This is a genomic window from Amycolatopsis pigmentata, from assembly GCF_042684065.1.
Taxonomy (GTDB): domain Bacteria; phylum Actinomycetota; class Actinomycetes; order Mycobacteriales; family Pseudonocardiaceae; genus Amycolatopsis_E; species Amycolatopsis_E pigmentata.
Genome location: NZ_JBHUKR010000023.1, coordinates 223,685 through 236,737 on the forward strand (window position 1 = coordinate 223,685; position 13,053 = coordinate 236,737).

Consider the following 13,053-nt stretch of genomic DNA (forward strand, 5'->3'; position numbering starts at 1 on the left):
CTCCGGTGTCAGCCGCCCGGAGGGGCCTGGTAGGTGTAGGCGGCGGTCGCGGTGGCGCTGCCACCGGTGGTGGTGACCGTGACGTCCACGGTGCCCGCGGCGTGGGCCGGGGTTTGTGCGGCGAGTGTGCCGTCGTCGAGCACGCCGAACGCGGCCGGGGTACCACCGAAGGTCACGCCGGTCGTCTCGGTGAAACCGGAGCCGGTGATGGTCACGGTGTCCCCGCCGTTGGTCGACCCGGTCGTCGGCGTCACCCCGGCGACGGTGGGTGTGCCGACATAGGTGAAGGTCAACCCGTTGGTGGAGCCACCCGGGCCGGTGACCACGACCGACGCGTTGCCTGCGGTGCCCGCCGGGGTGGTGACCGTGATCGACCCCGCGGTGTTGGCGGTGATGGTGCCCGCGACGCCACCGAAGGTCACCGAGGAGGCATTGGCCAGGTTGGTCCCGGTGATCGTGGTGGGCGTCCCGCCCGCGGTCGGCCCGGAGGTGACCGACAGACTGCTCTTGAACGGCGGGCTGACGTAGAAGTAGTTCACCGGGGCACTGGTCCCACCCGGCGTGGTCACCGTGACCGCCTTGACCCCGGTGCCGGCCGGCGCCACCGCCTGGACCTCCGTGGGCGAAACCTGAGTGAACGAGGTCGCGGGCGTGGTGCCGAACTTCACCGCGCTGGTGTTCTGCAGATTGGTCCCGAAGATGTCCACCGTGGTGCCGCCGGCGGAGGTGCCCGATCCCGGTGCCAGGGTGAGTCCGGTGGTGTAGGTGTAGCTCGAGGTCGCCGACCCGTCGGCGTTGGTCACCGTCACGGTGACCGCGCCCGCCGCGTGCGCCGGTGCGGTCGCGGTGATCCGGGTGTCCGAATTCACCGTGAACGTCGCCGCGTTCCCGCCGAAGTCGACCGCCGTCACCGTCGGGGTGTTGAAATTGGTGCCGGTGATCACCACCGGGTTGCCGCCAGCCGTTGTACCCGATGTCGGGGCGAGGCTGGTAATCGTGGGTAGAGCCATTGAGGTGTTCTCCTTCGAACCGTGCTTCCACTGGTCGCGGCCCCTGCCCCACACCGCCGGATCGGCGACCGGGACGAGGTGGTGCTCCGGTCCGAAGAGCGCACCCTCAGGTCACAGTCATCAACTGTAATCCGGCATTAACGGAAAACAATCGGCTGTTTGGGTTCCCCCTGCCGCCAACCGTGAAGATCGGCCCTCCCGGATCGTCATCACCATTGCTTGATCCCTTTTCTTGCCGGAGGGCCCGATCATCCAGCTCAGCAATGCGAAGGCGTCGATCTACCCGAGTCGCCGCCGGTCCGGCCACACGACTGCCAAGATCAGGCCGACTGCACGAAGCGGCGGTCACGTGCAGGTCCGCTCGTTTCGCTGGCAATCAAGTTGCCGAGCGATGTTGTCTTCTGCGGAACCCGTTACACGTCCAGTTCGGACAGTCGTGTAGACCGTCCTTGATCAATGCGGAGAAGGCGCGGGTGTGCGCGATCGATGGCCCGTGTAATGGTTCTGCAGGTTCCGGTTTGCTCACGACGTCCGAACTGTTCGATTCGATAAGTAACGGTGGTTGTGCGTCGCTTCGCTCCGATCGGGTGGCGCGTTCGGCGGGGTACTGCGGCGTCCTCTGTTCAGGTCCCCGTCCGGGGGGTGAATCGGCTCCCCAACGGGTCAAATGTGCTCAGGTGACGTTGTCGTTACGCGTCTCAGCACCGTAAATACTCTGGTCGACCACGTCACGACCGACAGTCGATTGAACCCATAAATATCACGAGGGAGGACCGTTGAGGGTCTCTTGCCAGTTGCTTTTCCGGCGTGTCGGCATACTGTTCGTCGCGCTGGCCGGCATGGTCGCCATGGTGCTGCCAGCCATGGTGGCCGCCGCCGGGCAGGCCGGTGCCGCGGAAACACCGCGGGCCAATCCCAGAGCCGCGTTCAGTTCGACCACGACCGTGACGGCCACGCCGAGCACGGTTCCCTCCGGTGGCGCCGCGACCTTGACCGCGTCGGTCAACTGCCTCGCACCGGCCGGTCCGACCGGGACGGTAAGTTTCTTCGACGCCACCGGCACCCCGACGTTCCTCGCCACCGGCACGCTGGCCGGCGGGCCACCCACGGCGACGACGTCGGTTACCGCGGTGTTCTCCGCGCCGCCGACCGTCCACACCATCACGGCGGTGTACAGCGGTGATGCCAACTGTGACCCGTCGCTGGGCACCACCACCGTCACCGTCACCACCACCACGGTCGCGGTGACCGGGACGCCCAATCCGGCGACCCAACTCGAAGACGTGACCTTCACGGCAGTGGTGACCTGCACCGGTGATGGTGACCCGACCGGGTCGGTGACCTTCACCGACACCACCACCGCCACCGTGCTGGGCACCGACGCGGTCGGCACCGCCGGCCCTGGCGCCGACCAGCGCACCTTCACGATTCCCGCGACCGCCCTGACCGGTCTCGGTCCGCACACCATCACGGCCGCCTACACCAGCACGAACCCCAACTGTGCGGGCGCGACCGGCACGACGACCGTCACCGTGATCGCCCCGGGAACCAGCACCACCACGGTGTCGGCCACCCCCAACCCCACGACCGTGGGGACGCCGACCACGCTGACCGCAACCGTCACCTGCACCTCGGGCAGCACGCTCGGTGGCAACGTGACGTTCTTCGACGGAGCAACCCTCCTGGGCACCGTGCCGGTCACGACCGGGCCACCGGCAACGGTGACGTTCTCCACCACCTTCGCCACCACCGGAGCCCACACCATCACCGCGGTCTACAGCGGCACGCTCACCTGCACCGCGTCCGCCGGCACGTCAACAGTGGTGGTCAATGCCTCCGCGTCGACCACGACTGTGTCGGCCTCGCCCAACCCGACCACGGTGGGGACGCCGACCACGCTGACCGCGACCGTCACCTGTCCCTCGGGTAACCCGGCGGGCGGGACGGTGACCTTCACCGACACCACGACTTCCACCGTGCTGGGCTCGGCGACCGTCGTCGGCGGCCCGCCCACCGGCACGGCGACACTGCCACCGGTCACCTTCGCCACCCCGGGCCCGCACTCCATCAGTGCCGCGTTCGGGGGCACGGCGACCTGCGCGGCCTCGACCGGCACCGGTTCGGTCTCGGTCACGGTCAGCACTGGCACCTCGACCACGACGGTGTCGGCCTCGCCGTCGAACCCGTCCTTCGGTCAGCCGGTCACCCTGACCGCGACGGTGACCTGCGCATCGGGCACTCCCGCAGGCGGGACGGTGACCTTTACCGATACCACGACCGGCACCGTGCTGGGTACGGCGACCGTCGTGGGCGGTCCGCCCACCGGTACCGCGTCGATCACGGTCAACGGCCTGACTCCGGGCACGCACACCATCTCTGCGGCTTTCGGCGGCACCGCCACTTGTGGTTCTTCCACGGGAACACTGTCGCTGACGGTCTCGACCACCCGGACGATCAGTGGCAACCAGTTCGGCACGGTGACCATCACCACCCCGACCACCATCACGCCGGGAACCCGGATTTTCGGCAACGTGGTGATCGGCGCCGGTGGGTCGCTCGACGCCGAGGGCGTGCAGATCTTCGGCAGCCTCACCGCGATCGGTGGCAGCGGGCTGCGGCTGTGCTCCAGCACGGTGGGCGGCAGCACGAACATCTCCGGCATGAACGGCGTGATCGTGATCGGCGACGACGGTGACGACGGCAACCCGCCATGCGGTGGCAACAGCCTGGCAGGACCGGTGTCCCTGACCGGCAACACCGGATTCCTGGAGTTCTCGGCGAACAGCACCGGTGGTTCCGTGACGGTGAACAACAACACCACCACGCTGACCGTCGCGCCGGAAAACGCCACCGCCACCGAGTTGGAAGCCAACAGGATCCTCGGCGGCCTGAGCTGCAGCGGCAACGTGCCTCCGCCCACCAATGACGGCCGGCCGAACATGGTGACAGGGCCCAAGACCGGGCAATGCTCGACCCTCTGATGCCTCTCCACGGATAGGTTCGGGAAACCGCACCCAATGTGGCCGGCGCGTACCGTCGGCCACATTGGGTGCAGTGGTTTCAGCGGGTCAAAGTTCGGAAACGAATTGCAAGTCCTGAGATTCCCTCGAACGGTGGGGCCTTAGACGGTTTCAGGTAGCCGTGTGAAGTAGCTTCTCGTATTTGCTAGTGCCGGGCATCCCGGGCGAGTCGAGGCGTTCGCCCCTACCTGCGGCGGCCTGACTGGCAGCGGCACCTGCATGGTGCTCCCTGGGTGCTCCTGTGCCAAAACATTGCCCGACACTCGGCGACACTAGACGGCATTCGAAGACATGGTATTCTTGTTTCTACCAGCGTTCCCGGGACTACCCGGTATTGAGCGGCAGAGTATGACACTCGAAACTGTGGACTTTTACAGAGACATCCCAGCGCCACCACCGAATTTGGGCCAGAGCCGATCTTGGAACAGTCCCCGGAACCGCTCCGGCATCGATTCCGGATGCGGTGACGTAGGTTACCGGCTCGCACGAGGTTGTTCGTCGGCGTCTCAGTGTTGTCAGGAGTCGGCGATGCTGATGAACAGCCGTGCGGCGCGGGCGATGACCGCGCGGTCTTCTGCGCTGAGGGCTCGCAGCTGGTCGTCGAGCCAAGCGTTGCGCTGCGCTCGGGCGGCGCCGGCGAGTTCATCTCCTTCCGTGGTGGCGCTGAACAGCACTTTGCGGCCGTCGCCCGGATCGCGGGTGCGTACGGCGTAGCCGGCCGAGGTGAGGCGGTTCACGATCTGACTCATGGAGGCTGGCGAGACCCGGTTGTGCTCGGACAGTTCGGTGAGGGTCTGCGGTCCGTGCTTATGCAGGCGGGTGAGCACGTCGAGTGCCGCGTCGCCGAGGCTGCCTTCGGGGCGCTCGCTGCGGAAGCGGCGGTAGAGGCGGCCGACGGCGGAGCGCACCTGCCCGCCGAGGTCGGTCTCGTCGGCCTCGGCTGAGTGCTGGTCAGTTGCACGCTTCTCCATGGCTCGTTAATATACCTAAAGAGATATTTCTTATTACTAAACATCGAGTACGGGCCCCGCGTTCACCGCGCGGCGCCCGTGCCGCGAGGCGCGAGACGAGCCGGAGAAGTGATGCGTAACCAGCCAGGCGGGCCACCGCGAACGGCGCGGTCCAGCTCCGGTAAGCCCGACCGCTACCGGAGGGTGGCACTGACGAACACGACGATGGCCGTGTTCATGTCGAGCCTGGACGGATCCATCGTGATCATCGCGTTGCCGGCGATCTTCAATGGCATCGGCCTGGATCCGCTGGCTCCGGCGAACATCGCCTACCTGCTGTGGATGATCATGGGCTACCGGCTGGTGCAGGCGGTGTTCGTGGTGAACCTCGGCCGGCTGGGCGACATCCTGGGCCGGGTCAGGATCTACAACCTGGGTTTCGTGGTGTTCACCGTGGCCTCGATCCTGCTCTCGCTCGATCCCTTCACCGGTTCGCGGGCGGCGCTGTGGCTGATCGGCTGGCGCTTCCTGCAGGCGTTCGGCGGCTCGATGCTCGCGGCGAATTCGGCCGCGATCCTGACCGACGCGTTCCCCCGGGAGCGGCGCGGCTTCGCGCTGGGCGTGAACCAGGGTGCGGTGTTCGCCGGGCAGTTCATCGGGCTGACCGCCGGGGGCCTGCTTGCCGCGTGGGACTGGCGCGCGGTGTTCTGGGTGAACGTGCCGGTCGGCATCGCGGGCACGTTGTGGGCGTACCTCCGTCTGCGAGACAACGGGGTGCGCCGGGCGGAGCGCATCGACTGGTGGGGCAACGCCACGTTCGCGATCGGTCTGAGCGCGATTCTGGTCGCGGTCACCTACGGCATCCAGTCCTACCACGGTCACACGATGGGCTGGACGAATCCGGCGGTGATCGTGGGACTCGTCGGCGGAATGGTGCTACTGGCCGTGTTCGTGGTGATCGAGCGACGTGTTGCCGAGCCGCTGTTCCGATTGCACCTGTTCCGGATCAAGGCGTTCACGGCCGGCACCATCACCGGATTCATCGCCCGGCTCGCGCAGGGTGGCCTGCAGTTCGTGCTGATCATCTGGTTGCAGGGCGTCTGGCTGCCGCTGCACGGGTACGACTACAGCCAGACGCCGTTCTGGGCGGGCATCTTCCTGCTGCCGCTGACGGCGGGATTCTTCATCGCAGGCCCGCTGTCGGGCACCCTGTCCGACCGGTTCGGCGCGCGCTGGTTCGCCTCCGGCGGCATGCTCCTGTTCGCCCTGACCTTCGTCGGCCTCCTCGCGCTTCCGGTGAACTTCCCCTACCCGACGTTCGCCCTGCTGATCGCCCTAAACGGGGTGGGCATCGGGATGTACAGCTCGCCGAACTCCGCGTCGGTCATGTCCAGCGTGCCGGCCGGGTACCGCGGCGTCGCCTCCGGGATGCGGTCCACCTTCCAGAACTCCGGCACCTCTCTGTCGATCGGGGTGTTCTTCTCCCTCATGATCGGGGGCCTGGCCAACTCCCTGCCCGGCACTCTCACCAGCGGCCTTGCCCAGCACGGCGTCTCCCACCAGGTCGCCGAGCAGATCGGCGGCCTCCCGCCGGTCTCGTCCCTGTTCGCCGCCCTGCTCGGTGTGAACCCCATCCACTACCTGCTGTCGCAGTACGGAGCGCTGTCGCCGCTGACACCGGCGAACGCGAACCTGCTCACCGGCCGCGAGTTCTTTCCCGACCTCATCTCCGGCCCGTTCCACAATGGACTGGTCGTCGTGTTCGCCGTCTCCGCGGCCCTCGGTATCATCGCCGCGATCGTCTCTCTCATGCGCGGCAGCAACCCGCCGTCGGCCGACACCGCAGCGGCCGTGACCCCGACGGCCGCAGCCCGACCCTGACCCCCTTTCGTCACCCCTGAGCCCGCAAGGAGCGCGATCCATGCCGCTGACCACTCTCGGGCCCACGCCCGCCCTGATCGTCATTGACTTGCAGAAGGGGATCGTCGCCGGCTCGGTCGCGAGCGTCGTGCCGAACGCAACCACTCTGGCGAAGGCATTTCGCGAGCACGACCTCCCCGTCGTGCTGGTCAACGTCACGGGGCGGGCGCCCGGTCGCACCGATGCCGACAGCCGTGGCGGCCACGGCACCACCACGACGCTTCCCTCGGGCTGGTCGGACATCATCGACGAACTGGAGCCACAGCCGGACGACCACGTGATCACAAAACGGCGCCGCAGCGCCTTCCACGACACCGGCCTGGACACCCTGCTGCGCGACCTGGGCATCAGCCAGATCGTGCTCGCCGGGGTCTCCACGAGCTCCGGCGTCGAGTCCACCGCTCGCTCCGGCCACGACCACGGTTACCATGTCGTCCTGGCCACGGACGCGATGGCCGACCCCGACCCCCACGCCCACCGGCACGGCGTCGAACGCGTCTTTCCCAAGCTCGGTGAAACCGCCACCACCGCCGAGATCATCGACTTCCTCGACCACGGGCCCCGCCGCACCGACCGCGCCGCCCACCGACCGTAGTCCAGACCCACACACAACCAGATTCGCAGCGAGAAGGAACCGAAATCATGCCCGTAAACCCGCTCGGCGTGGCACTGCGCAACCGGCGCGCCGGCCACCACACTCTCGCCTGGGCCCATCCCGACCTGCAGGCCCCCGAGAACTTCACTCTGACCAGCCCGGCCTTCGACCACGGGGCCCCCATCCCGGACAAGCACCGCGGCCGACTGTTCGGCGCGAACATCTCACCCGCCCTGCACTGGACAAAGCCGCCGGCCGGCACCGTCGAGCTCATGCTCATCGTGCAAGATCCCGACGTCCCGCGCGGGAAGCCCGCCACCCATGCGCTTACGCTGGGCATCGACCCGTCGCTGCCCGGCATCCCGGAGAACGCGCTGGCCAACCCCAGCCCGATCGCCGGCATCCAGCACGGAAAAGGCCCGCTCGGCCGCCGCGGCTGGGCCGGCCCCCTGCCGATCCGATCCCACGGACCGCACGCCTACGTCTTCCAGCTCTTCGCCCTCGACCACGCGCCCCGGCTACCCGGTGGCTTCACCCTCGACGAGGCGATCGCCGCCATCGCCGGCCACGCCATTGGCCGCGCCCGGCTGGACGGAACCTACGAAATCCGTTAAGGACCTCTTCGACGCCTGGATCTCGTCCGACGACCTGCCGGCAGGCAGCCTCGACCAACCAGAGAATCACCAGCCCAGCACAAAAGGACGTCCAGTCGATTTCGGTCCACTTATGACGCCAATTAGCGCAGGCGCTTTCGTCCGGTCACAAGTGCGTCCAGGCTTTCGGTGACACGCAGACGACGCAGGACCTCGGCAACGCTGGCAATCCCCCTTGCTCCGCCCGCTCCTGCGAGTCCTCGGCTGCCTCAGAACCAAAGGATGGAGATCCTCGTCGAAAAACGGATAAAGATGTTGCACCTCGCGCAGGTCAATTCCAGCCTGCACTAGTATTCGGATGAGATTGAACGGCGTTGGTGTCAACTCCTTTCCCGAGCGCACGAAGGACAACAAGTCGACAAAGGTGCAACCGTCGAGAATTCTCTGGCGAACATCGTTGACAATCTTTGGTACGTCCGTTGCCATCTTTTCCTAGGATTACTACTCCACGCTACAGGTGCAAGCACCACTCGACAGTGTCCCGTGATTCGTTCGCCTGGTCAATCGCCAATAAAATACAGATATCCTCGTAGCCGGATTGCGCGTTCGGCAGCATCGATGACTCGAGAAACCGCTGCGGTTGTCTGATCGCCGGGCAGACTCTCGAGTTCTCTGACCAGCACGCCTAGCTGGTATGGATTCAGCATCGTGTCAAGCCACGGTAGGATGCCCCTGCGCATGCTGGTTTCCGGGGCGGATTGACAAATCCTGGCGAAGCTCCCCTCCACGTCGTCGACAACCCTCTCCACCTCGTCGTGGTTTTGATTCTCGATGCGTATGGAAATTCCCAAAATGTACTCCCTAACGAACCGGCGTGGCAATTGTATACATCGTGATCACGCCGCCCCACTTGTCCTGAACCAGCATGTACCAAGATGTTGGCTGGCGTCCCGTCATCTCCGACGTGACCCCGATCAGTCTACCTGCGTCGACGGTCCGCTCGTAGAACCCGGCCGGGTTGGGACCGATGGCCGCAGCCTGGACGGACTGTGCTGCAAGGGCATCCAGATCGACGTCTGCGTCGAAGACACCCTTTGTGAAGTCGACGTTCGTACCACCTACGACGTGCTTACCTTTGATGTAGATCTCTCCCTGAGCGTCCAAGACCGGGTCGAAACAGTCTGCGTTGTGAACCAGTACCGCAACCCCACCTGCCAACACATAGTAGGTGTGGACATCCGCGACCGTAAGGTTGTAAACGCGAACGTCTTCGGTCTCGCGTCGTATGGCTGTGACGATTGCGGGATGGCCGGTTGGTGTCTCCAGGCGCTCACCGACCGAGAGGGAATTAGCAGCGGACCATGCCCGCTGATCGGCGGACCAAAACAGATGGTTCCGTGTAGCGTGGACACTCTCTGTACCGTCAACAGTGACGTCGACAAGTGATTTTATTCCTCGCCCGACAATCAGGCCGCTGACTCGATACGACTGGTTTGCACCGCGCGCCGGATCTTTTGCCAAAACGTTATCACCGAGGCGTACATCTTTAATTTTTTTCGTTGTCCCGTTAGCCATGAGAACCCGAGTATCACCAGTAAAGCTGTTGGCTTCGCAGCTTGTTTTCAGCAAGCCGCGTTCCGCGGCCTCCAAAGCCTCATCGCCCAGCCTGACCTCTGCCGCTTCCGCGTCGATCATGGCTTCTTCGAAGATGGCGGCGATTCGGGTGCCGCTGATGGCACCGGCGGCGCTGCCGACCAGCCCAGCGAGGCCAGGAGCGAGGGCTGCGCCGTCCGGGGTGATTGAGAGCACGATGGCGCCGCAGACTTCCGAGGCGAGGCATGCCATGCCGACGGTCAGTCCGGCGAAGGTGATGGTGAACCCGAGTATGGCCTCGGCCAGGGGTTCGAGCAGGTTCAGTGTCTGGTCGTCTTCGAAGGTGGGGCTGAGCACATCGCGCAGGCAGTTCTGGTAGGCGGGGCTGCCTTCTTTGGCGCTGTGGGAGCATTCCAGGCCGTGTGCGTAGGCGGTTCCGAGGAGCTGTTCGTCGGATGCGGTCGCCAGGTGGATACAGTTGTTGAACCCATCGGTGCCCTGGGGATATTGCCCGGCGCAGTAGGCCGCCTGCTTGGTCTGCGCGTCTTTCTTCTCTTGGTCCAGCTTGCCGAGCGCGTCCTGGACCGCTTGGGTAAAGGCCTGCGCGGCTTTCAGGGCGTCTTTCCCGGCGGCGACGGCGGAGTTGAAGGCCTGGGTGGCCGATCGGTAGGCGTCGCTGGCGAAACCGGAGGCCTGTCGTGCGGATGATTCGGCCCAGATGGCCGATCGTGTGGCCTGGTTCGCGGAAGCAGTGGCCGCAGCGGCGGCGTTCTTGGCGGTCGCGGCCGAGGCCGCCGCCTGTTGCGCTGACGCCTCGGCCTGCGCGGCGGAGTCGTGGGCCTGCTGGGCGTAGGTCGCCGCTTGGTTGGCGTCGTTTTGGGCTTGCTGGGCGTAGTTTGCTGCGACGGTGGCCGCGCCGCGTGCGGTGGCCGCGGCTGCTTGGGCTTCGTTGGCGTTCTGGCTCGCCGTCTGGGCCGCCTCGGACGCCTGTTTCAGATACCCGGCGACCTCCGCGACGTGGGCGGCGCTGTCGGCGTCATGTTGCGCGGCAACATATCGGCCTTGGACCAAGAATTGGTGCAGTATTCCAGGCGGGCCGTCGAGCGCGGCCTGCGCGGCGCCTTTGAGTTCCGGGCCGCTGTTGGGGTCGGCCAGAATCTGGTCGGCGACGATGCGCTCATCCGCACTGGCGGCGGTGTACTGCCCAGTGGTGAGGAAATCGAGCAGAGCCTGGTCGGTGCCGGCGTCCAAAGCGGTCTGCGCGGCTTGTTGGGTGGCGACGTTGCCGGCCTGGAGTGCTGCGCTGAGAACCTGGTCCACCGCGATGCGGTCGTCGGTGTAGTGCTGGGGATAGGTGGGGTTTTGGAGGAAACCGGCCACGTCAGCGTCGCTGCCCGCCAGCGCTGTCCCTGCCGCCGCGCGGAAGTTGTCCGTACCGGTCGCTTCCAAGTCGGCCAGGGTGACCCGGTCGTCCTGGCCGGCAGCGATCGCGACCCCGGACCGCACGTAGTCCATAACCTGTTCGTCGGTACCGGCCAACGCCGTCAGCGCGGCTTCGCGCGTCCACGAACTACTGCTGGCGGCCAAGGCCAGCGCAACCTTGCGGGCGTCGGTGACAGCGACCGCCGGGTCCGTGCCTGCCGCCGTTGCCTCGGCGAGCAACCGGTTGGTCTCCGCGTCACGTTTCGCGGCCTGTGTGGCATTCCAGGCCACTCGTTGCTGATCTCGCTGCGCGGCCGCGCTGGCCTGGAGTGCGGCCTCGTCGGCCTGCTCAGAAGTGGTGGCCACCCGCTGCGCGTCCGCCTGCCGCGCCGCGTCATAGACCTGTTGTGCTTGGTTGGCCGCATCAATCGCTCGTTGAGCGGCGGCTGTCGCGGCGTTGGCGTGGTCGGTGGCCTGTTGGGCCGCGTCCGCGGCCTGTCCGGCGTGATTGGCGGCATCGTCGGCCGCTGCCGCGGCCGCGTTGGCGTCCTGTGTGGCCCGATTCGCTGCGTCCCTGGCCGCGTATGCCGCGTTCGCCGCGGTATCGGCGAACCCTTGTGCTGCCGTGGCAGCGCGATTCGCCCGGTCAGCGTCCGCTCGCGCGGTCGCCGCCGCGGCTCGCGCGGCCGCCGCGTCCGCGCCGGCGTTAGCGGCGTCGCGGCTGGCCTGAGCTGACGCGTCTGCCGCCGCGGCAGCCTCATTACCGGCGTGGCCAGCCGCGAGGGCGGCGTTGCCGGCGGCCTTCGCGGCATCGCCCGCGGCCGCCGCCGCGTCCGCGGCTTTCTGCGCGCCGGCCGCAACGTCGCGAGCGTTCTGTGCTGCCTGCCGGGCGGCGGCCGCCTGGCTGGCGTCCGTGGCCGCTGACGCCGCCGCCGAGTACGCCCGAGCTGCCGCCTGTCCTGCCATGGATGCGGCCGTCGCCGCCCGTGCGGCCGCGGAGGCAGCGACCCGTGCTGCGGTACTGGCTGCGTTCGCGGCACCGATCGCCTCGCGCGCCGCGGCCGCCGCATTGTCGGCCGCCGTCGCAGCCTGACTGGCCGCGGCCGCCGCCGCGTTGGCGTCTCCGTGGGCATTTGCGGCCGCTTGTGCCGCAGCCTGCGCCGCCTGCCGAGCCAACTCGGCTTCGGCTACCGCCTTGTCGGTGGCCTCCTTGGCCGCGGCAGTCTCGCGTGCCGCTTCCTCACCGGCATCCCGGGCGATTCCAGCCAGTTGCGCCACCGTGGCGGTCTCCTGGTCACGGGCTTGGGCTACCGCCCAGTCGGTGTCCAGGAACCGGTTCAACGCGTCCACCGTGCCCGCGTCCAACGCCTCCTGCGCGATCTTCTTCACCTCTGGGCCGCCGTCGGCCAGGATCTGATCGACCCGGATGCGTTGGTCGTTGGCGTACGGTGTCTGCCATCCGGACTTCAAGAATTCCTGCAACGCCGCGACGGATCCGTCATCGAGCGCCCGCTGCGCGGCCTGCCGCAGGTTGCTGCCGCCGACGGCCAGCATCTGGTCCACTCGAAGCCGCTGGTCATTCGCCCACGGCGTCTGCCAGCCGGAACCCAGAAACGCCGTCAGCGCACCCGCATCGGTGGAGTCAAGAGCCTGTTGCGCGGCGGCCTGCATCGCCGGCCCGCCGGAGGCGAGCATTCGGTCTACGCTGATCCGCCGGTCAGTCGCCTGCGCCGGCGCCAAACCGGTGGCCAAAAAGGATTCGACATCCGCGTCTGAACCCACCAACGCCTGTTCAGCTGCCGCCCGGACGGCAGGTCCGCCGAAGTGCCACAACGCCACGACCCGTCCACGATCCCCACTGTGGTCGTCGGCGGGTGCCGCCAAGGCAGGCGCGGGAACTCCGACTATCGCAGCGACAAGCGCCGTGACCGTCGTCAGAACAATCGAGCG

8 protein-coding genes are annotated in these 13,053 nt (G+C 67.0%); 4 read left to right on the forward strand and 4 right to left on the reverse strand.

Annotation, left to right across the window (positions count from 1 at the left end; translation table 11 throughout):
- Window positions 1–8 precede the first annotated feature (8 nt).
- The gene (locus tag ACFSXZ_RS36565; RefSeq protein ID WP_378270660.1) at window positions 9–1,010 is read right to left on the reverse strand and encodes an IPT/TIG domain-containing protein; all 1,002 of its coding nucleotides are present in this window, start codon (window positions 1,008–1,010) and stop codon (window positions 9–11) included.
- A gap of 776 nt (window positions 1,011–1,786) precedes the next feature.
- Here ACFSXZ_RS36565 and ACFSXZ_RS36570 point away from each other — a divergent pair.
- Entirely contained in the window at window positions 1,787–3,991 is a 2,205-nt protein-coding gene (locus tag ACFSXZ_RS36570; protein WP_378270661.1) for an Ig-like domain repeat protein, read from the forward strand.
- A gap of 554 nt (window positions 3,992–4,545) precedes the next feature.
- Here the strand turns inward: ACFSXZ_RS36570 and ACFSXZ_RS36575 are convergent.
- The gene (locus ACFSXZ_RS36575) at window positions 4,546–5,001 is read right to left on the reverse strand and encodes a MarR family winged helix-turn-helix transcriptional regulator (protein ID WP_378270663.1); all 456 of its coding nucleotides are present in this window, start codon (window positions 4,999–5,001) and stop codon (window positions 4,546–4,548) included.
- Between the two features lie 111 nt (window positions 5,002–5,112).
- On the opposite strand from ACFSXZ_RS36575, the gene ACFSXZ_RS36580 reads away from it, so the two are divergent.
- The 3 genes from ACFSXZ_RS36580 to ACFSXZ_RS36590 are packed head-to-tail and all read left to right on the forward strand — an operon-like array spanning window position 5,113 to window position 8,109.
- Window positions 5,113–6,861, forward strand: coding sequence for an MFS transporter (locus ACFSXZ_RS36580; RefSeq protein ID WP_378270665.1), 1,749 nt, complete (start codon window positions 5,113–5,115; stop codon window positions 6,859–6,861).
- Window positions 6,862–6,901: 40 nt separating this feature from the next.
- Window positions 6,902–7,495: an isochorismatase family cysteine hydrolase gene (locus ACFSXZ_RS36585; protein ID WP_378270666.1), complete on the forward strand. Its 594-nt coding sequence runs from the start codon at window positions 6,902–6,904 to the stop codon at window positions 7,493–7,495.
- Between the two features lie 47 nt (window positions 7,496–7,542).
- Complete coding sequence (locus tag ACFSXZ_RS36590; RefSeq protein ID WP_378270667.1) at window positions 7,543–8,109, forward strand: YbhB/YbcL family Raf kinase inhibitor-like protein; 567 nt, start codon at window positions 7,543–7,545, stop codon at window positions 8,107–8,109.
- A gap of 539 nt (window positions 8,110–8,648) precedes the next feature.
- Here the strand turns inward: ACFSXZ_RS36590 and ACFSXZ_RS36595 are convergent.
- Both ACFSXZ_RS36595 and ACFSXZ_RS36600 read right to left on the reverse strand, forming a co-directional pair.
- Window positions 8,649–8,969, reverse strand: a complete 321-nt coding sequence (locus ACFSXZ_RS36595) for a hypothetical protein (RefSeq protein WP_378270668.1) — start codon at window positions 8,967–8,969, stop codon at window positions 8,649–8,651.
- Entirely contained in the window at window positions 8,950–12,942 is a 3,993-nt protein-coding gene (locus tag ACFSXZ_RS36600) for a polymorphic toxin-type HINT domain-containing protein (RefSeq protein ID WP_378270669.1), read from the reverse strand. Before ACFSXZ_RS36600 ends, ACFSXZ_RS36595 begins: the two co-directional genes overlap by 20 nt.
- Window positions 12,943–13,053: the final 111 nt, after the last annotated feature.